Here is a 20,065-nt window from a genome sequence, read left to right on the forward strand (position 1 = left end):
CTTTGTAATTTTTTCACCGGCAGAATGTTAGCTATATCACGCAAAATTGTTTTTACCTGGTTAAAAGCTGGCATCAATGTTGGTTTGCGATTATGATTATGCTCGAAAACGAACATTAATGAACTATTCCGAACATCGGAGGAGATGACGTGGAAACCAAAGACCTGATCGTGATCGGCGGCGGCATCAACGGTGCCGGCATTGCAGCAGATGCTGCAGGACGCGGACTGTCGGTGCTGATGCTGGAGGCGCGGGACCTGGCTTGCGCGACCTCCTCTGCCAGTTCAAAACTGATTCATGGCGGCCTGCGTTACCTGGAACACTATGAGTTTCGTCTGGTGAGTGAAGCGCTGGCAGAACGTGAAGTGCTGCTGAAAATGGCCCCGCACATCGCTTTCCCGATGCGCTTCCGCCTGCCGCATCGTCCGCACCTGCGTCCGGCGTGGATGATCCGCACCGGTCTGTTTATGTATGATCATCTGGGTAAACGCACCAGTCTGCCAGGCAGTAAGAGTTTGCGTTTTGGCGCGGATTCGGCCCTGAAGCCAGAAATCACGCGCGGATTCGAATACTCAGACTGCTGGGTAGATGATGCCCGCATGGTGGTACTGAATGCGCAGGAAGTGGTGAAGCGTGGTGGTGAAGTGCGTACCCGCACCCGCGTGACCCGCGCCTGGCGTGAAGGCGGTTTGTGGATGGTCGAAGCGGAAGATGTCGACAGCGGCAAAACCTACACCTGGCGCGCTAAAGGCCTGGTCAATGCGGCAGGCCCGTGGGTTAAACAGCTGTTCGATGACAGCCTGAAGCTGAAATCGCCTTACGGCATTCGCCTGATCAAAGGCAGCCACATCGTGGTGCCGCGTGTGCACACCGAGAAGCAGGCTTACATTCTGCAGAACGAAGATAACCGTATCGTGTTTGTGATCCCGTGGATGGATGAATTCTCTATCATCGGCACCACTGACGTTGAGTACAAAGGCGATCCGAAAAACGTTCACATCGACGACAGCGAAACCGACTACCTGCTGAAAGTGTTCAATGGCCACTTTAAAAAGCAGCTGACCACGGACGATATTGTCTGGTCTTACTCCGGTGTGCGTCCGCTGTGTGATGACGAATCGGATTCACCGCAGGCGATTACCCGTGATTACACGCTGGATGTACGTGACGATAACGGCCAGACACCGCTGCTGTCAGTGTTCGGCGGCAAGCTGACCACCTACCGTAAGCTGGCGGAACATGCGCTGGAGAAACTGGCGAAGTACTACCCGAATGCCGGTCCGGCCTGGACGAAGAACTGCGTGCTGCCGGGCGGCAATATTTCCGGTACCCGGGAAGATTACGCCGCCAGCCTGCGTCGCCGTTATCCGTTCATTAGCGAAAATATGGCACGCCATTTCGCCCGTACCTACGGCAGCAACACCGAAACGCTGTTGGCTGGCGCGAAGAGTCTGGAGGATTTGGGTGAGAACTTTGGTCATGAGTTCTACGAAGCTGAATTACGCTACCTGGTGCAGCATGAATGGGTGCGTGAAGTTGACGATGCTATCTGGCGCCGTACCAAGCAGGGCATGTGGCTGAGCAAAGATCAGCAGGCCCGCGTGGCAGAATGGCTGGCGCAGAAAGCCAAACCCACGCTGTCGCTGGCGTCATAAGCTGGCAATATTGAACAAAGCAGGCTGCGGCCTGCTTTTTTTTGCGCCGCAACCGGGTTGCGGCAGCAGGCTTTCGCGCTAAGCGTCAGTCGCGCATTGTCACGTCAGTGCTGCGGTTATTTAACGGTAATATAACTGTCATGCTGACACCGCTAATAAGCCGCATTAGCAGAAGATCTGCTTTTTATTAAATTTTTATTAATCCTGTCAGATTCACGCCAATATTAACCCCGATCAATATTTATTCCTTTTATTTCTGAATTACCGCCTAAACTCAAACTTTCCTGTTTCGGTTATCCCGGCCACGCCGCACCCATTGTTACCTTAAATCTAACGTTCGTGAGTTTTGCTTAATTGAACCACGCATTAAGAAAGTCCAGACTTCTGTTAGCAAAAACGACATATCCGTTATTTTAATCAGGAGGTTGAAATGAACACAGGCCAAACGCCTGCTCGGGAATGGAACACACGCCGCAGTGAGAAAGCGCGGCGTCTGGCATCTTTCCCTGTTGATGGCAAAGTCATTCCTACTGAAAGAGCTGTTGAAGCATTTGAAAAACTGATTGCGCCCGGTGACCGGGTCGTGCTGGAAGGTAATAACCAGAAACAGGCAGATTTTTTATCGCGTACCCTGGCGGACGTTAATCCGGCCAAAGTCCACGACCTGCATATGATTATGCCGAGCGTCGGTCGCAGCGAACATCTTGATATTTTCGAGAAAGGCATCGCCCGCAAACTCGATTTTTCTTTTTCCGGCCCGCAAAGCCTGCGTATTTCCCAGCTGTTAGAAGATGGACAACTGGAAATAGGCGCGATCCACACCTACATCGAACTCTATTCCCGCCTCTACGTTGACCTGAGCCCTAACGTCGCGCTGATTGCCGGTTATAAAGCTGACCGCAAAGGCAATCTGTATACCGGCCCGAGCACCGAAGATACGCCGGCGCTGGTAGAAGCTGCCGCGTTTCGTGACGGTATCGTGATTGCTCAGGTGAATGAACTGGTCGATGACGAAACCGACCTGCCACGCGTCGACATCCCCGGTTCCTGGATCGACTATATCGTGGTGGCGGACAAACCTTTCTTTATCGAACCGCTGTTTACCCGCGACCCACGCCTGATCAAGCAGGAACATATCCTGATGGCGATGATGGCGATCAAAGGGATCTACGCCGAACACCAGGTGCAGTCGCTTAACCACGGCATTGGTTTTAACACCGCCGCGATTGAACTGCTGCTGCCAACCTACGGTGAACAACTCGGCCTGAAAGGCAAAATCTGTAAGCACTGGACGCTGAACCCGCATCCGACGCTGATCCCGGCGATTGAGAGCGGCTGGGTTGAGAGCGTGCACTGCTTCGGCGGTGAGCTGGGGATGGAAGAGTACATCCGCGCCCGCCCCGATATCTTCTTCACCGGCAGCGACGGTTCAATGCGCTCTAACCGCGCCTTCTGTCAGCTGGCAGGTCAGTATGCGGTGGATATGTTTATCGGTGCCACCCTGCAGGTCGATGGCCTGGCAAACTCCTCTACCGTGACCCGCGGTCGTCTTTCCGGCTTCGGCGGTGCGCCTAACATGGGCCACGATCCGCACGGCCGCCGTCATGCTTCGCCCGCCTGGCTCAATATGATCACCGAGCCAGACCCGATGCAGCGCGGTAAAAAACTGGTGGTTCAGATGGTTGAAACCTTCCAGGCCGGTGCCAAACCCACCTTTGTTGAAACGCTGGATGCGGTTGAAGTGGCAAAATCGACCGGCATGCCGCTGGCACCGGTGATGATTTATGGCGATGACGTTACCCACGTGCTGACCGAAGAGGGTATTGCCTATCTCTATCGGGCAGAAAGTCTCGAAGAGCGCCGCGCGATGGTCGCTGCGGTGGCCGGGATTACCGATATCGGTCTTGGCGTTGATGCGGCGCGCGTAGCGGCCCTGCGTAAAAGCGGCAAAGTCGTCTATCCGGAAGATATGGGCATCCGTCGTTCAGATGCCACCCGCTCGCTGCTCGCCGCCAGCAGTGTCTCTGACCTGGTTGAATGGTCGGGCGGTCTTTATAACCCACCGGCAAAATTCCGGAGCTGGTAATGAAACTCCTGTCGCAGACTCAACCCGAGACGCAGGCCAGCCTGCTGGCGACCACAGCACGCGATTGTCTGACCGATGAAGCGCGGCTGAGTCCCAAGCCGGGTCTGGTCGACAGCCGGGGCAACGGCGCGCATCAGGACCTGACGCTGGCCCTGATGGAGCGTTCCGCCGAAAGTCTGGTGCCGACCTTCCTGGCGCTGGCCTGTCAGAGCTGGATGCGGCCAGCCGACATCGCCCTGCGCGAAACGGTGGGTCGTCTGGGTCGTGAGGGCGAGCGGCAGATGATGGCGGCCACCGGCGGCGTGAATACCCACCGTGGTGCTATCTGGGCGCTGGGTCTGCTGGTCAGCGCGGCCGCAATGCACGGCGGTCACGCCACGGCTGACAGCCTGACGCAGACTGCCGCGACGCTGGCAAGCCTGCCCGACCGGGCGGCACCGAAAGTGTTCAGCAAGGGGCTGAAAGCGAGTCACCGCTATCAGGTACCCGGCGCACGTGAGGAGGCCCAGCAGGCTTTTCCTCACGTGATGCAACTGGCGCTGCCGCAGCTGTTGCGCAGCCGCGCAGCCGGTGCCAGCGAAAGCGAAGCCCGTCTGGATGCGCTGATGGCGATCATGACCTCACTCAGCGATACCTGCGTGCTGTCACGTGCCGGCATGACCGGACTGGAAACCATGCAGCGCGGCGCCCGCGCGGTGCTGCTGGCCGGTGGCTGCGGTACCGCTGAAGGTCAGGCCGCCCTCGCCCGTCTGGATCACCGCATGCTGGCCCTGAACGCCTCCCCGGGCGGTGCCGCCGATTTGCTGGCCGCGACGCTGTTTGTCGACAGGGTATGTCCGGCCACCAACCACTCTTTTAATTAGAGGTCGTTATGGAACACATCACATTATCTTTCCCTGCTAACCGCGCACTCAGCGGTAAAGCCCTGGCAGGGGTCGTTGGTTCCGGTGATATGGAAGTGCTGTACACCGCAACCGAAGGGCAAACGCTGAATATTGATATCACCACTTCACTGGATAACAGCGACGCCCGCTGGAAGGCGCTGTTTGACCGCCTGAATTTGATCAGCGGCCTGCCCGCCGGACAGCTGGTTATTCACGACTTTGGCGCAACGCCCGGCGTCGCGCGTATCCGTATTGAACAGGTATTTGAAGAGGTGAGCCATGCGTAACGATGCCAGTTTTATTGAATTACGTGCCCGTGAGCGCGCTCGTGCGCTGCTGGACGATGGCAGCTATCGCGAACTGCTGGATCCCTTTGAAGGCATCATGTCACCGTGGCTGGCACCGCAGGGTGTGGTGCCGCAGTCTGATGACGGCATGGTGGTGGCGCGCGGTACGCTGAACGGTCAGCCAGCGGTGGTGATTGCCATCGAAGGCACCTTCCAGGGCGGCAGCATGGGCGAAGTCTCCGGCGCGAAAATGGCCGCGGCGCTCGAACTGGCCGCTGAAGACAATCGCAACGGCATTCCGACTCAGGCGGTGCTGTGCCTCGAAACCGGCGGCGTCCGTTTGCAGGAGGCTAATCTGGGACTGGCGGCGATTGCCGACATCCATGCGGCGATTGTCGACCTGCGTCGCTATACCCCGGTTATCGGCATCATTGCCGGCACCGTCGGCTGCTTTGGCGGTATGTCTATCGCTGCCGCGCTCTGCAGCTACCTGATCGTCACCCGCGAAGCACGCCTCGGCCTTAACGGACCGCAGGTTATCGAGCAGGAAGCGGGCATTGAAGAGTATGACTCTCGCGACCGTCCGTTTATCTGGAGCATGACCGGCGGCGAAATCCGCTACGCCAGCGGCCTGGTGGATGCGCTGGTCAGCGATGGCGTCAATGCGGTTAAAACTGCGATGAATGACTTCATTGCCAAAGGCGTACCGGCGCAGCATCGCAGTGATAAATATGCGGATTTCCTGCCACGTCTGAGCAACTTCGACACCCGTCAGCAGGCCGATACCGCCACGATTAAACAGCTTTTCGCCCGGGAGGATAAATAATGACCCAGACCAACAGCCGCGGTGCAACATGGCTGGCAAAACTCGCACCCGATGCGCAACGCCTGAGTGGGCTGTGCCCCTCTGTTCAGGTCGCTGACGGCGAACTTAATGGCGAAAGCGTCCGCTTTATCGCCGTAGTCCCTGACGCAGACAATCACTATCCCCGTGCCGCCAGAGGTGAAGTCGGCCTGCTGGAAGGCTGGACGCTGGCGAAAGTGGTGAATGAAACCATCGACGCTGACAGCAACAGCGCGGTGAAACGTCCGATTGTGGCGGTGATCGATGTGCCGAGTCAGGCTTATGGCCGCCGTGAAGAGGCGTTTGGTATTCACCAGGCGCTGGCCGGTGCCGCCGGTGCCTATGCTAAAGCCCGTCTGGCCGGTCACCCGGTGATTGGCCTGATTGTCGGTAAAGCGATGTCCGGCGCATTTCTGGCGCACGGCTATCAGGCAAACCGGCTGATCGCGCTCAACGACCAGGGCGTGCTGGTGCACGCAATGGGTAAAGAGTCCGCTGCGCGCATCACGCTGCGTACCGTCGACGCGCTGGAAAAACTGGCGGCGACCATTCCGCCGATGGCCTATGACGTCAGCAACTTCCACACCCTGGGCCTTCTGTCCGACCTGCTGACCGTGGCCAATCCTGATGCGCCGTCAGATGCCGATCTGGCGATGGTTGAGATTGCCCTGCAGAAAGCTATCGCTGATGCCCGTCAGGATCCAAGCCTGAAAAACCGGCTGGGCGCTGAAAATCGCCGCAGCTCCTCGCTGGTCCGTGAGCGGATGCGCGCCAGCTGGTAAACCCGACTACAAAACAAAAAAACCTGCCGGAAACGGCCTGGACGGGGCGGATGACCGCCCCGCAATAAGGGCCGCTTTTAGAATTATAAACATCGTGTTAGCCAAGAATTCTTCTTAAAATACAGGTGATTTATGATTTATATAATTGTTCATGCCCTTGCTCCAATCTTTGTGATCATGCTGCTGGGTTTCTGGGCCGGTAAGGCTGGAATGGTCAATAACAAAGACGTTTCACTGCTCAATATTTTTGTGATGGATTTTGCCCTGCCCGCTGCCCTGTTCAGCGCGACAGTACAGACGCCCTGGCCAGGCATCGTGGCGCAATGGCCGTTAATCGTGGTGCTTACCGGTGCCATGTGGATCACCTATGCGGGGATCTATTTTACCGCCACTAAAGTTTTCAAAAAGTCGCCGCAGGATGCCGCAGTGCTGACGCTGACCGTTGCACTGCCAAACTACGCGGCACTCGGTCTGCCGATTCTCGCCAGCGTACTGGGTGAAAACCCCACAACGTCGCTTTCTGTCGCGGTATCTATTGCCTGTGGTTCAGTCCTGTTGACGCCGCTGTGCCTGCTGATTCTGGAACGCGAAAAAGCCTTTGCGGCGGGAACCGCACACGGTTCGACCCTGACCATGCTGCCAGTCCTGATGTGGCGTTCAGTAAAGAAACCGATCGTGATGGGTCCGTTGATTGGTGTGGTGCTGTCGGCGCTGGGCGTTAAAATGCCGGATCTGGTGCTGGCGGCGATTAAACCGCTGGGCCTGGCGGCGACCGCAGCCGCGCTGTTCCTGACCGGGGTGATCCTCTCTGCGCGTAAACTGAAACTCAACGCCGTGGTGGGTGTCGGCACAATTACCAAACTGCTGATTCAGCCCTTTATTGCCTGGGGTCTGGTGCTGGCGCTGGGTCTGAGTGGTCCGGTGGCGATTACTGCGATTCTGATGATTGCGCTGTCAGCCGGCTTCTTTGGCGTGGTGTTTGGTAACCGCTTCGGTGTGCAGTCGCCGGATGCTGAAGCCGTGCTGCTGTTAAGTTCGATTCTGTGTATTTTATCGTTACCCCTGTTCATTACTCTGACTTCCGGAATGTAATATGACGTTCACACCGCGCCCCCACGATCTCCTCTGGCTGCGCTCAGACAGCGCGCTGTTAGCCATCAGCGACGCCTGGGTCAGCCAGCACTGGCAGCACGCTTTTCCAGTGGTGGTGCGGCGCGATGTGAATCAATCGGGGCTGATTCCGGTCGGCGTGCGCGGTGAAAAACGTGAACAGCGCGCCGCCGGATGGACAGACGCGGCCGATATTGAACGCGTCGTCACACCGGAGATGCTGGCTGATCGCAGCCGTCTGCTCGCGTCGCCGTTTGTTGATTATCCGCCGGTCAGGGCGGCAATCGCGCTCAGCGACAGCGACTGGCCATGGCGCTGGGGCGTCACCGGCAGCACCGGTTATGCACTGGCGACACAGCGGCCGACGCTGCACGCCGCCAGCGATCTGGACTTACTGATTCGTGCGCCGCAGCCGCTGGCACGCGACGCGCTGCAGCAGTGGCAGAACCAGACTGAAACGCTGCCCTGCCGCGTCGATACTCAGGTGGAAACACCGCTCGGCGCTTTTGCCCTCAACGAATGGCTGCGTGAAGGCCGCGTACTGTTGAAAACCGCCACCGGTCCGAGACTGACCGCGTCACCCTGGAGCAGAGATCCCGCATGAAAATCCTTTTTACTTTTCCCGGCCAGGGCACCCAGCGGGTCGGTATGTTGCAACATCTTCCCGACGGTGAGGCGCTGTTAAACAGCGTGCGCGCCGTGCTTGGTGAAGAGACCGACCAGCTCGACAGCGCTGATGCGCTGCGCCATACCCGCGCCGTCCAGCTCAGTCTGCTGATTGCCGGCGTAGCCTGGGCGCGTGAGCTGATCAGACACGGGCTGAAGCCGGACATTGTCAGCGGCCTGTCGATTGGCGCTTATCCCGCCGCGGTGATTGCTGGCGCACTCGATTTCAGCGATGCGCTACGGCTGGTGGCTCTGCGCGGCGATCTGATGGAGCAGGCCTATCCGCAGGGCTACGGCCTGACCGCAATTACCGGACTGACGCTCAGCCGGCTGGAGAAGCTGCTGGTCGACAGCAATACCTATATTGCCAACCTCAATGCAGAAACGCAGATCGTGATTGCCGGACGGGATGAGGATATGGCGCGGGTGGCGCAAAAAGCGCTGGCAGCCGGTGCCAGCAAAGCGGTCAGGCTGGCGGTCAGCGTGCCATCTCACTGCGCACTGCTGGATAAGCCTGCTGCTGAACTGGCTGCCGCGTTTGAATCTGTCAGGCTGTCACGTCCTGGCTGCGCTTATCTGAGCGGTTCGACCGGGCGGGTAATCTGGGAGCCGGGTAAAATTGCCGACGACCTCGCCTATAACATGGCGCGCACGGTGCAGTGGAATGATGCGGTGATTTCAGCCAACCAGCGCGATGCCCGCCTGGCGATTGAAATGCCGCCAGGCAATGTGCTGACCGGCCTCACCCTGCAGGCAGGCTGGCAGGGCGAAGCCATTTGCATGGAACGCAACAGCGTTGAGGTGGCACTGCATCTGGCTAAACGGCTGAGTCAGTAAGACCGCGGGCGTACATCCGCCCTTCTGCGGCCAGCGCCAGCAGCTCCTGGTCGCGCTCGCGGCGGTGTGAGTAGACAATCGAAATCTGCTGACGCATCTGATAAGGCTCGGCCAGGCTGACCAGCTGGATATTGTTTTCGTAGACTTTTTTCATCCGACCCGGAATTAACGCCAGCCCCATGCCAGCCTGCACCAGACTGACCATCGAAAAAATGTCATTCACCTTCGTCACCACTCTCGGTTCAAATCCGGCCACCTGAAACGCCTCCTGAAAACCGGCATAGGTGGCAAAGCCTTCGGCCAGCGAAACGAAATCACGATCGGCATAGTCGCGCAGATCCGCCGGGCGGCTCAGATCCAGCGTTTCACCGGCCGGTGCGGCCAGGAAAATATCGTCATAAAACAGCGGGACCACATCGAACAGCGAATTGCTGAACTCGCCGTTGTTGGTGGCGATCAGGATCGCATCAAGCGCATCATCCTCCAGCATATTGAGCAGCATCTGATTTGAGCCCATGGTGAGATCAAGCTCGAGCGTCGGCCGGCGCAGCTTCATGCCCATGATCAGTCGCGGGATGGTTTCCAGCGTCAGCGAGTAGAGCGTGCCGATCCGCAGACGACCACAGCCGACGCCAGCCACCAGCCGTGCTTCTTCGATCCCTTTTCCCATCAGCGCCGTCACATCCCGGCAATACTCCAGCAGCGTCCAGGCGGCGGGCAGCGGCACCAGGTTGCGGCCTTTATGGATAAACAACGGACAGTCGATGCCTTCTTCCAGTGTGTGCAGCGCGCGATGGACGCTGACGCTGCTCAGTTCCAGCGCTTCTGCGGTGCGAGCGATATTGCCTTTGGTCATAAACATCATGAAGACGCTGAGCTTGCGGAAGGTAATCTCATGATTAATGTTGTCACTCATTGTCTGTTCTGCCTGTCTGGTCAAAAGATGAAACGCATGTAAGCCGGGCGGCATAATAGCCGATACCTCAGCGAGGGCGTTATGATCTGGCGTGTCTGCCGTGGTAGTTCTGCCGGGGAGTCAATCGGGCGGGATCGGCGATCCGCTGCCGTCACGGCAAAGCGGGATGAGTGCAGGTATCAGCCTGATCAGGGGAAGCGCTGAACGTCACGGTGGATCGGCGGTAGCGGAAATGACGGGCGTGAAGCAGTGCGGCCGCTCCCTCGGCCGCCGCGAATGATAACGTCACCGCGGGCGGTGACGTGCGCGTCTTATAATCTTATCGGCGAAATATTCCAGATCTCATCGGCATACTCCTGAATGGTGCGGTCCGACGAGAAATAGCCCATGCCGGCAATGTTCATCGCGGCACGCCGCTGCCATTCGTCCGGCTGGCGATAGAGCGCATCCACCTTGTCCTGGGTATCGACATAACTGCGGTAATCCGCCAGCAGCTGATAGTGATCGCCGAAGTTCACCAGCGAATCAAACAGGTTACGGTAGCGACCTGGCTCCTGCGGGCTGAATACGCCAGAGGCCAGCTGGGTCAGCACCTGATGCAGCTCCGGGTCCTCTTCGTAGTACTGACGCGGGTTATATCCGCCTTTACGCAGCGCTTCAACCTGCGGCGTGGTGTTACCGAAAATGAAGATATTCTCCTCGCCGACGTGATCCAGCATCTCGACGTTGGCGCCATCCAGCGTACCGATGGTCAGCGCGCCGTTGAGCGCAAACTTCATGTTACTGGTGCCGGAGGCTTCGGTACCGGCGGTAGAGATCTGCTCTGAAAGATCGGCCGCCGGGATGATGATCTGCGCCAGGCTGACGCTGTAGTTCGGAATGAAGACCACCTTCAGCTTATTTTTCACCTGCGGATCGTTGTTGATCACTTTCGCGACATCGTTGATCAGATGAATGATGTGCTTGGCGACGTAATAGGCCGAGGCGGCTTTGCCGGCAAAGATATTGACGCGCGGCACCCAGTCCGCCTGTGGATCGGCTTTGATGCGGTTATAGCGGGTGATCACATGCAGCACGTTGAGCAGCTGCCGCTTGTACTCATGGATACGTTTAATCTGCACGTCAAACAGCGCATTCGGGTCCAGCACCACATCAAGGTTTTTCGCCACCCAGTCAGCCAGCCGACGTTTGTTCTGATGTTTGGCGACCGCCACTTTTTCGATAAAGGCCGGATAATCAATCTGCGCTTTCAGCTCGCCGAGCTGGCTGAGATCGGTACGCCAGTTGCGGCCGATCTCCTCATCCAGCACTTCAGAGAGCGCCGGGTTCGCCAGCGCCAGCCAGCGACGCGGCGTCACGCCATTGGTCTTGTTGCAGAAACGGCCGGGGAACAGCCGCGAGAAATCAGCAAACAGCGACTGCACCATCAGGTTGGAGTGCAGTTCAGAGACGCCATTGACCTTATGGCTGACCACCACCGCCAGCCACGCCATGCGAATCCGGCGGCCGTCGTTCTCATCGATGATCGAAATGCGCGACAGCAGATCCCAGTCATCCGGGTAGTAGTCCTGAATGGTTTTCAGGAAGAAGTCGTTAATCTCGAAAATGATGCTGAGATGACGTGGCAAAATTTTGCCAATCATATCGACCGGCCAGGTCTCCAGCGCTTCGGTCATCAGCGTGTGGTTGGTGTAAGAGAACACCTGACAGCAGACGTCAAACGCGTTGTCCCAGCTGAACTTATGTTCGTCAATCAGCAGACGCATCAGTTCGGGGATCGCCAGCACCGGGTGGGTGTCATTCAGGTGGATAGCGATTTTATCGGCCAGGTTGTCCCAGGTCTGGTGCATCCGCCAGTGACGATTAAGAATGTCCTGTACGGTGGCGGACACCAGGAAATACTCCTGACGCAACCGCAGTTCACGGCCGGAATAGGTTGAATCATCGGGATAGAGCACGCGGGAAACGTTCTCGGAGTGGTTTTTATCTTCCACCGCCGCGAAATAGTCGCCCTGGTTAAATTTACCGAGGTTGATCTCGTTACTCGCCTGCGCGCCCCACAACCGCAGTGTGTTGGTGGCATCGGTGTCGAAACCCGGGATGATCTGGTCATACGCCATCGCCAGAATCTCTTCTGTCTCCAGCCAGCGCACCTTCGCCCCTTCATGCTGCACCCGGCCGCCAAAACGCACTTTGTAACGGGTATTGAAGCGCTGGAATTCCCACGGATTTCCGTACTCAAGCCAGTAATCCGGCGACTCTTTCTGCTCACCTTCCACAATGTTCTGTTTGAACATGCCGTAGTCATAACGAATACCGTAGCCGCGGCCGGGCATACCCAGCGTCGCCAGGGAGTCGAGGAAACAGGCCGCCAGGCGACCCAGACCGCCGTTACCGAGGCCAGGATCGTTCTCTTCTTCCATCAGCTCGGCCAGGTCCAGCCCCATCTCATCCAGCGCCTGGTTCAGATCGTCATAAATCCCCATCGCCAGCAGCGCATTGCCCAGCGTGCGGCCCATCAGGAACTCCATCGACAGGTAATAAACCTGCCGCACGTCCTGTGACAGCTGGGCACGGCTTGAACGCAGCCAGCGCTCAACCATCCGGTCGCGCACCGCCAGCAGCGAGGCGTTAAGCCACTCATGCTTATTGGCGATAGAAGGATCTTTACCGATGGTAAACATCAGTTTGTAGGCAATCGAATGCTTTAAGGCATCAACCGTCAACGTTGGTGAGGCGTAAGTGAAAGGTGCATTCATATCCAGTTTTCCCAATCCGTTACATCAAACGTTGGTAGAGATCACGGTAGGCTTGTGCCGCCACCTGCCAGCTAAAATCCATCCCCATGGCCTGGCGCTGAACGTAACGCCACAACGAAGGACGAGACCACAATACAAACGCACGCCGGATGGCCCGCAACAGCGACCAGGCGTTTGCATCTTCAAAACTGAAGCCACTGGCGATACCGTCCGCCAGATTCTCTAATGAACTGTCATTGACCGTATCGGCCAGGCCGCCGGTACGTCGCACTAACGGCAACGTACCATACTTCAGGCCATAAAGCTGAGTCAGGCCACACGGCTCGAATCGGCTCGGCACCACAATCACATCCGCGCCGCCAACGATGCGGTGTGAGAACGCTTCGTGATAGCCAATCTGCACCCCGACGCTGCCAGGATGTTCTGCCGCCGCGGCCAGGAATCCCTGTTGCAACTCGGCATCGCCCTGCCCCAGCAGCACCAGCTGTCCGCCCTGCGCCAGCAGGCCCGGCAGCGCTTCCAGCACCAGGTCCAGCCCTTTCTGTTTGGTCAGACGGCTGATGACGCAGAATACCGGGGCCTTATCATCCACCTTCAGCCCCATCGCCACCTGCAGCTGGCGTTTGTTTTCCGCCTTGGCTTCCAGCGTGTCGCGGTTATAGCGCGCGTTGAGCAGCAGGTCATGCGCCGGATCCCAGATTGACGGGTCCACGCCGTTCAGAATGCCGCTCAGGCGACCTTCACGCATACGCTGCGCCAGTAAGGTTTCCATGCCATAACCGAACTCGGCCGAGGTGATTTCATGCGCGTAGGTCGGGCTGACCGCCGTGACGTGATCGGCGTAATAGAGACCCGCTTTGAGGAAAGAGATCTGACCGAAAAATTCCAGTCCGTACATGCTGAAAAACGACCACGGCAGACCAATCTCTTCCATGTGATGCGCCGCGAACAGCCCCTGATAAGCCAGGTTATGCACGGTGAACACCGATTTGGCCGGACGACCACGCGCTTCCAGATAGGCGCAGGTCAGGCCAGCATGCCAGTCGTGGGCGTGAACAATATCCGGACGCCACATTGCATCCAGCCCACACGCCAGCTCACAGCCCATCCAGCCGAGCAGCGCGAAGCGCAGGTAGTTATCGACGTAGGCAAACTGCGACTCATCATGATACGGACTGCCCGGACGGTCATAGAGCGCCGGCGCATCAATCAGGTAGATACCTACCCCGTTAAACTCACCAAACAGTAATCGTACATGTCCGGCAAACGTATCCAATTCTGTTACCACCTGAAGATCAGGTATGCCCTTGCGCAATGCTGGAAAAGCGGGCAATAACACCCGCGTATCCGTGCCACCCGCAATTTGTGCTTGAGGTAATGCCCCGACTACATCAGCCAGTCCGCCCGTTTTGAGCAGCGGGAAAAGTTCTGAACAGACATGTAAAACCTGCATCCTCGACCTCATTAAGTTATCAGGCACGATCCGCGTGCCGATTGCGTGTGTTCCGCTATCGCTTACTGCCCCGCATTGGCCAGTTTAGCCAGCATGGCGCGGGTAACCAGTACGATGCCTTCATCCGAACGGTGAAACCGGCGACTGTCTTCATCTGGGTTTTCGCCGATGACCATTCCTTCTGGCAGCTCGCAGGCGCGATCGATCACACAGCGGCGCAGACGGCAGGATCGGCCAACCACCACATCGGGCAGCAGCACGGTTGAATCAATGTTGCAAAACGAGTTAACGCGAACCCGGGGAAACAGCACCGAGTTCACCACCACCGAGCCGGAAATAATGCAGCCGCCCGATACCAGTGAGTTCATGGTCATGCCGTGACTGCCTGAGCGATCCTGGACAAACTTGGCGGGCGGCAGCGGCTCCATATGGGTGCGAATTGGCCAGGTCACGTCATACATATCCAGTTCCGGCATCACCGAGGCCAGGTCGAGGTTCGCGCGCCAGTAAGCTTCCAGCGTGCCGACATCGCGCCAGTAAGGCGGTGCTTTGTCGTCGTTCTGCACGCAGGAAAGCGCAAAGGAGTGCGCGTAGCCTTCACCGCTCGCCACGATTTTCGGCAGAATATCTTTGCCAAAATCGTGATTTGAGCCGGGGGTCTGCAGATCTTCTTCCAGCAACGCATAAAGATAGTCGGCGTTGAAGACGTAGATCCCCATACTGGCCAGCGCCTGGGTGTCATCACCCGGCATGGTCGGCGGTTTTGGCGGCTTCTCAACGAAGTCGATCACCATGTTCTCTTCGTTAACCGCCATCACGCCAAACGCGGTGGCCTCATGCACCGGCACCGGCAAACAGGCGATGGTACATTTCGCCTCGTTGACCACGTGATCCAGCAGCATGCGCGAATAATCCATCTTATAAATGTGGTCCCCGGCGAGGATCACGATGTACTGCGCCTGATAACGGCGAATCACATCAAGGTTTTGCGTTACCGCATCGGCGGTGCCGCGATACCACTGTTCGGTGGAGAAGCGCTGCTGCGCTGGCAGCAAATCCACAAACTCATTCATCTCTTCATTGAAGATCGACCAGCCACGCTGGATGTGCTGGGTCAGGGTGTGGGACTGGTACTGGGTAATCACGCCAATGCGGCGGATACCGGAGTTAACGCAGTTGGACAAGGCAAAGTCGATAATGCGGAACTTGCCGCCGAAGTGCACCGCCGGCTTGGCACGTTTTGCTGTCAGGTCGACCAGCCGTGTACCGCGTCCACCGGCGAGGATCAGAGCAACCGTTTGTGTAGGGAGCTGGCGCGCCAGCATCAGGTGATCTGTTCTGTCTAATTTAACCATGTCTGACTCCTTATGATTGCTTTTGGAACACGCACACACCGTGTGCGGGACCATGCCAGACAGTTAACAGGATGGGGTTATCGTCCCCGGCGAAAGGAGGAAGGGCACGCCATTCTCCGTCTGGTAACACGATGTCATTCACCGAGTCCGTGGCGTTTATTGTTATTAACCAGCGGCCGGACAGCAGGATCTGCAATCTGTGCGTCCCCTGTGCCCATTCATCGTGTTGCAGTGGCTGGCCACCGGCATTGAGCCACTGCACATTGCCATCACCTTCCTGCCACCAGCGATCCGCCGTCAGCGCCGGAATTTGCTGACGCAGCCGGATCAGGGCCGCAGTGAATCCGACCAATCCTTTCTCATCCGCCCGCCAGTCAAGCCAGCTCAGGGCGTTATCCTGACAGTAGGCGTTGTTGTTACCGTGCTGCGTGTGGCCGCGCTCGTCGCCCGCCAGCAGCATCGGTGTGCCCTGCGACAGTAACAGGGTGGTGAGCAAGCCCCGCACGCTGCGACGGCGGCGCTCAATCACATCGAAGCTGACGTTCAGCCCCTCTTTGCCATGGTTATGGCTGTAGTTATCGCCGTGTCCGTCACGGTTATCTTCCCCGTTGGCTTCGTTGTGTTTGCGTTCAAAGCTCACCACATCCCACAGCGTAAAGCCGTCGTGAGCGGTGATCAGGTTGACGGTGGCGTGTGGCTGCCGGTCCTCTTGCTGAAAAAGATCGCTGGAGGCGGCAAAGCGACGGGCAAACTCGCCGTTGCTCATTGCACCGTGCAGCCAGTAACGTCGCGCGGTGTCGCGGAAGCGATCGTTCCATTCAGCAAACGGCGCAGGAAACTGGCCGACCTGGTAGCCATTGGGTCCGATATCCCAGGGTTCGGCAATCAGCTTGACCTTGGACAGCAGCGGACAGGCGCGTATCGCCTCAAACAGCGGCGCATCGCGCTGGTAATCGGGCGTGCGCCCCAGCACCGGTGCCAGATCAAAGCGGAAACCGTCGACGTGACAAACCCGCACCCAGTAGCGCAGCGCATCCAGCACCCACGCCATCACCTGCGGATGATGCAGATTGAGCGTGTTGCCACAGCCGGTCCAGTTCTGGTAGTCGCCCTGCTCATCCAGCCAGTAATAGCTGGCGTTATCGATGCCGCGCATTGAAATGGTCGGACCGATGGCGTCCAGTTCGGCGGTGTGGTTAAACACCACATCCAGCAGCACTTCTATCCCCGCCGCATGCAGGTTTTTGACCGCCTGCTGAAACTCCTGCAGCGGCGTCAGCCCATCCTGTCCGGCGGCGTAGCGCGGATCGACCGCCCAGAGGGCAAACGGGTTATAGCCCCAGTAATTGCTTAGCCCAAGCTGAAGCAAACGCGGCTCGCTGGCAAAATGGGCCACCGGCAGCAGCTCAATCGCCGTGATACCGAGACGGCGCAGATAATCCACCATAACAGGATGGCCGAGCGCCGCGTAAGTGCCGCGTAGCGTTTCCGGAATTTCCGGATGCTGCCGGGTCAGGCCGCGCACGTGCGCCTCATAAATCACGGTGTTGCCCCACGGGGTGCGCGGCGCAACATCGTCCTGCCAGTCGAAATCTTCCGCCACCACCAGCGACTTCGGCGCGATCGCCGCGCTGTCGTGCGGATCAGGCTCGCTGATACCGCCGTGAAAACGGGCATCGTCCGGCACGTCGCCTTCTACCGCGCGGGCGCATGGGTCCACCAGCAGCTTCGCCGGGTTAAAACGATGCCCCTGACGGGGCGCCCATGGACCGTGGACCCGAAAGCCGTAACGCTGCCCTGGCTTTAGTGTCGGAACATAGCCATGCCAGATATCGCCGCTGCGGCCCGGCAGATCGCTACGCTGCTCCACGCCGTTTTCATCAAACAGGCACAGCTCAACGCGGCTGGCATGCTGTGAAAACAGGGTGAAATTGACGCCCTTGCCATCGTAACTGGCACCAGGCGGCTGCGGATCGCCGGCCGTTATGGTCATTCGCCCTCCCGCACCAGCCACAGCGTTGCCAGCGGCGGCAGATTCAGGCTCAGCGACTGCGGTCGCCCATGGCTCGGCTGCTGATCGGTCTGCACGCCGTGGTTGCGCACGTCGCTGCCGTGGTACTCATGCTGGTCGGTATTCAGCACTTCGCGCCACTTGCCGGGCTGGTTCACGCCAAAGCGGTAACCCGGCCGCGGCACCGGCGTAAAGTTACTGACCACGATCACTTCATTGCCTTCACGATCGCGACGGACAAAGGCAAACACCGAATGCTCCGCATCGTCGACCACCAGCCACTCAAATCCCTGCGGATCGAAGTCGAGCTGATGCAGCGGCGTGTAGTATTGATAGGTATGGTTAAGATCGCGCACCAGACGCTGAACGCCGTGGTGCCAGTTGTCACCGCCTTCCAGCAGATGCCAGTCGAGGCTGACGTCATGATTCCACTCGCGGCCCTGGGCGAACTCATTGCCCATAAACAGCAGTTTCTTGCCCGGGAAGCCCCACATCCAGCCGTAATAGGCGCGCAGGTTGGCGAACTTCTGCCACGCGTCGCCCGGCATGCGGTCGAGAATCGAGCGCTTACCGTGCACCACTTCGTCGTGTGACAGCGGCAACACAAAATTCTCGGTGTAGTTGTACATCATGCCGAAGCTCATCAGGTTGTGATGATAACGGCGATGAATCGGATCGAGTTTCATGTAGTCGAGCGTGTCGTGCATCCAGCCGAGGTTCCACTTGAACCAGAAGCCCAGTCCGTCGCCTTCGGTCGGCCGCGTCACGCCAGGGTAATCGGTCGACTCTTCCGCCATGGTGACCGATCCGGGTGCCACGGTGCCCAGCGTGCGGTTGGTGTAGCGCAGAAATTCAATCGCTTCGAGGTTTTCGCGCCCGCCATACTGGTTAGGCACCCACTCGCCTTCCGCGCGGCTGTAGTCGCGGTAAATCATCGACGCCACCGCATCGACGCGCAGACCATCAATGCCAAAACGTTCAACCCAGTAGAGCGCATTGCCCGATAGGTAGTTGCTGACTTCACGGCGGCCAAAGTTATAGATCAGGGTGTTCCAGTCCTGATGAAAACCTTCACGCGGATCGCTGTGTTCGTACAGCTCGGTGCCATCAAATTTTGCCAGACCAAAGTCATCACTCGGGAAGTGGCCCGGCACCCAGTCCAGCAGCACGTTCAGGCCGGCGGCATGGGCGCTGTCGATAAAGGCGCGGAATTCGTCACGGGTCCCGAAGCGACGGGTCGGCGCATACATGCCCAGCGGCTGATAACCCCAGCTGCCATCAAACGGGTGTTCGTTGATGGGCAGCAGTTCGATATGGGTAAAGCCCATCTCTTTGACGTAGGGCACCAGCTGTTCAGCCAGCTCTTTGTAGCTCAGCCAGAAGTTATTGTCGGTATGACGTCGCCATGAACCGAGATGCACTTCATAAATCGAGATCGGTGCATCAAAGGCGTTGGCCGCTTTGCGCGCATCTTTCATTTCGATGGCATCGGGCAGGCCACAAATCATCGAAGCCGTTTGTGGTCGCATCTGCGCCTCAAAAGCGAACGGATCCGCTTTAATGCGCAGCTGACCATTGGCATCGATAATTTCAAATTTATACAGCTGCCCGTTAACCGCGCCAGGCACAAACAGCTCCCAGATGCCCATCTCTTTACGCAGGCGCATCGGGTGACGGCGGCCATCCCAGAAGTTGAAATCCCCCACTACCGACACGCGACGGGCATTGGGCGCCCAGACGCAGAAACGGGTACCGGTGACGCCATCAATCACGTCACCGTGGGCGCCCAGCGTTTCGTAAGGGCGCAGGTGGGTGCCTTCGGCCAGCAGCCACAGGTCCATCTCCTGCAGCAGCGGGCCAAAGCGGTAGGCATCGTCGATCAGGTTCTGCTGGCCGTGCCAGTTCACCGCCAGCTGATAGCGGAAACGGTTTTTACGGCGTGGGATCACCCCGCTGAAGAAGCCGCGTGCATCTTCGCACGCCAGCTGCGCAAGTTTGCGCCCGGTGGAGGTTTCGATTACCCACACCTCAAGCGCTTCAGGTAACAAAGCCCTGACTTCCAGGCCTTGCTGAGTCTGGTGCATCCCCAGTAACGCAAACGGGTCAGAATAATTACCTGCAAACAGGGCATTGATCGCATCGCGATCGGGAAGCTCTGACATGACTTTCTTCCTGTGATATTTGGCAGGCGAAATGAACAACACGACACGACTTGTCGCGCTTCACATGCACTGCTCTTCATTGAGCCATACGTACGACGACAAAAGGAGTCAGGCCATTCCATGGGAAAAGTGTCTTTGCCGTGTACAACAACCATTTAGTCCGGAAAGCAAAACAGTCAACCTGCGGCACATCATGGTTAAATCATAGCTTGGTAGCGGCAGTTGCCATGGCTGAAAACAAAAAATTATTCACCGAGC

Annotated in this window: 15 protein-coding genes; 9 read left to right on the forward strand and 6 right to left on the reverse strand. The window is 58.0% G+C overall.

The window, feature by feature from the left end; all coding sequences use genetic code 11:
• Window positions 1-149: 149 nt before the first annotated feature.
• From glpD to mdcH, 9 genes are all read left to right on the forward strand, one after another.
• Window positions 150-1,655 carry a glycerol-3-phosphate dehydrogenase gene (gene glpD / locus AC6I8I_RS18415; RefSeq protein ID WP_312054334.1) on the forward strand — a complete coding sequence of 502 codons (1,506 nt, stop codon included), beginning with the start codon at window positions 150-152 and terminating at the stop codon, window positions 1,653-1,655.
• Window positions 1,656-2,085: 430 nt separating this feature from the next.
• Entirely contained in the window at window positions 2,086-3,741 is a 1,656-nt protein-coding gene (mdcA, locus tag AC6I8I_RS18420; RefSeq protein ID WP_312054332.1) for a malonate decarboxylase subunit alpha, read from the forward strand.
• On the forward strand, window positions 3,741-4,604 hold the full coding sequence (locus tag AC6I8I_RS18425) for a triphosphoribosyl-dephospho-CoA synthase (protein ID WP_497828170.1): 864 nt from the start codon (window positions 3,741-3,743) through the stop codon (window positions 4,602-4,604). The genes mdcA and AC6I8I_RS18425 overlap by 1 nt, the downstream gene beginning before the upstream one ends.
• An 8-nt stretch (window positions 4,605-4,612) precedes the next feature.
• Window positions 4,613-4,912 carry a malonate decarboxylase acyl carrier protein gene (mdcC, locus tag AC6I8I_RS18430; RefSeq protein ID WP_031375640.1) on the forward strand — a complete coding sequence of 100 codons (300 nt, stop codon included), beginning with the start codon at window positions 4,613-4,615 and terminating at the stop codon, window positions 4,910-4,912.
• Window positions 4,905-5,738: a biotin-independent malonate decarboxylase subunit beta gene (locus AC6I8I_RS18435; RefSeq protein ID WP_031375639.1), complete on the forward strand. Its 834-nt coding sequence runs from the start codon at window positions 4,905-4,907 to the stop codon at window positions 5,736-5,738. Before mdcC ends, AC6I8I_RS18435 begins: the two co-directional genes overlap by 8 nt.
• Window positions 5,738-6,538, forward strand: a complete 801-nt coding sequence (gene mdcE, locus AC6I8I_RS18440; protein WP_312758874.1) for a biotin-independent malonate decarboxylase subunit gamma — start codon at window positions 5,738-5,740, stop codon at window positions 6,536-6,538. Before AC6I8I_RS18435 ends, mdcE begins: the two co-directional genes overlap by 1 nt.
• Before the next feature lie 132 nt (window positions 6,539-6,670).
• The gene (locus AC6I8I_RS18445) at window positions 6,671-7,630 is read left to right on the forward strand and encodes an AEC family transporter (RefSeq protein ID WP_312054325.1); all 960 of its coding nucleotides are present in this window, start codon (window positions 6,671-6,673) and stop codon (window positions 7,628-7,630) included.
• Between the two features lies 1 nt (window position 7,631).
• Entirely contained in the window at window positions 7,632-8,252 is a 621-nt protein-coding gene (locus tag AC6I8I_RS18450) for a malonate decarboxylase holo-ACP synthase (protein WP_497828171.1), read from the forward strand.
• Window positions 8,249-9,151, forward strand: coding sequence for a malonate decarboxylase subunit epsilon (gene mdcH / locus AC6I8I_RS18455; protein ID WP_497828172.1), 903 nt, complete (start codon window positions 8,249-8,251; stop codon window positions 9,149-9,151). The genes AC6I8I_RS18450 and mdcH overlap by 4 nt, the downstream gene beginning before the upstream one ends.
• On the opposite strand, the gene AC6I8I_RS18460 is transcribed toward mdcH, so the two are convergent.
• From AC6I8I_RS18460 to glgB, 6 genes are all read right to left on the reverse strand, one after another.
• On the reverse strand, window positions 9,132-10,067 hold the full coding sequence (locus tag AC6I8I_RS18460) for a LysR family transcriptional regulator (protein WP_312054320.1): 936 nt from the start codon (window positions 10,065-10,067) through the stop codon (window positions 9,132-9,134). The two genes, mdcH and AC6I8I_RS18460, sit on opposite strands and share 20 nt — an antisense overlap.
• Window positions 10,068-10,378: 311 nt before the next feature.
• On the reverse strand, window positions 10,379-12,826 hold the full coding sequence (glgP, locus tag AC6I8I_RS18465) for a glycogen phosphorylase (protein ID WP_312054318.1): 2,448 nt from the start codon (window positions 12,824-12,826) through the stop codon (window positions 10,379-10,381).
• Between the two features lie 19 nt (window positions 12,827-12,845).
• On the reverse strand, window positions 12,846-14,279 hold the full coding sequence (gene glgA / locus AC6I8I_RS18470) for a glycogen synthase GlgA (protein ID WP_312054316.1): 1,434 nt from the start codon (window positions 14,277-14,279) through the stop codon (window positions 12,846-12,848).
• A gap of 62 nt (window positions 14,280-14,341) precedes the next feature.
• Window positions 14,342-15,634, reverse strand: coding sequence for a glucose-1-phosphate adenylyltransferase (glgC, locus tag AC6I8I_RS18475; protein WP_031375633.1), 1,293 nt, complete (start codon window positions 15,632-15,634; stop codon window positions 14,342-14,344).
• A gap of 10 nt (window positions 15,635-15,644) precedes the next feature.
• A complete protein-coding gene (gene glgX / locus AC6I8I_RS18480; RefSeq protein ID WP_497820566.1) occupies window positions 15,645-17,627 on the reverse strand; it encodes a glycogen debranching protein GlgX in 1,983 nt (660 codons plus the stop codon).
• The gene (gene glgB / locus AC6I8I_RS18485; protein WP_312054313.1) at window positions 17,624-19,807 is read right to left on the reverse strand and encodes a 1,4-alpha-glucan branching enzyme; all 2,184 of its coding nucleotides are present in this window, start codon (window positions 19,805-19,807) and stop codon (window positions 17,624-17,626) included. Before glgB ends, glgX begins: the two co-directional genes overlap by 4 nt.
• Between the last annotated feature and the right edge of the window lie 258 nt (window positions 19,808-20,065).

This window comes from Pantoea sp. X-Soil-YNGN-775 (genome assembly GCF_059730575.1).

Coding starts and splice junctions, on each gene's coding strand:
- glgA (WP_312054316.1), bottom strand. CDS start 14,279: ATGCAGGTTTTACATGTCTGTTCAGAACTTTTCCCGCTGCTCAAAACG.
- glgB (WP_312054313.1), bottom strand. CDS start 19,807: ATGTCAGAGCTTCCCGATCGCGATGCGATCAATGCCCTGTTTGCAGGT.
- mdcH (WP_497828172.1), top strand. CDS start 8,249: ATGAAAATCCTTTTTACTTTTCCCGGCCAGGGCACCCAGCGGGTCGGT.
- AC6I8I_RS18450 (WP_497828171.1), top strand. CDS start 7,632: ATGACGTTCACACCGCGCCCCCACGATCTCCTCTGGCTGCGCTCAGAC.
- mdcA (WP_312054332.1), top strand. CDS start 2,086: ATGAACACAGGCCAAACGCCTGCTCGGGAATGGAACACACGCCGCAGT.
- mdcC (WP_031375640.1), top strand. CDS start 4,613: ATGGAACACATCACATTATCTTTCCCTGCTAACCGCGCACTCAGCGGT.
- AC6I8I_RS18435 (WP_031375639.1), top strand. CDS start 4,905: ATGCGTAACGATGCCAGTTTTATTGAATTACGTGCCCGTGAGCGCGCT.
- glgP (WP_312054318.1), bottom strand. CDS start 12,826: ATGAATGCACCTTTCACTTACGCCTCACCAACGTTGACGGTTGATGCC.
- mdcE (WP_312758874.1), top strand. CDS start 5,738: ATGACCCAGACCAACAGCCGCGGTGCAACATGGCTGGCAAAACTCGCA.
- AC6I8I_RS18460 (WP_312054320.1), bottom strand. CDS start 10,067: ATGAGTGACAACATTAATCATGAGATTACCTTCCGCAAGCTCAGCGTC.
- glgC (WP_031375633.1), bottom strand. CDS start 15,634: ATGGTTAAATTAGACAGAACAGATCACCTGATGCTGGCGCGCCAGCTC.
- AC6I8I_RS18425 (WP_497828170.1), top strand. CDS start 3,741: ATGAAACTCCTGTCGCAGACTCAACCCGAGACGCAGGCCAGCCTGCTG.
- AC6I8I_RS18445 (WP_312054325.1), top strand. CDS start 6,671: ATGATTTATATAATTGTTCATGCCCTTGCTCCAATCTTTGTGATCATG.
- glgX (WP_497820566.1), bottom strand. CDS start 17,627: ATGACCATAACGGCCGGCGATCCGCAGCCGCCTGGTGCCAGTTACGAT.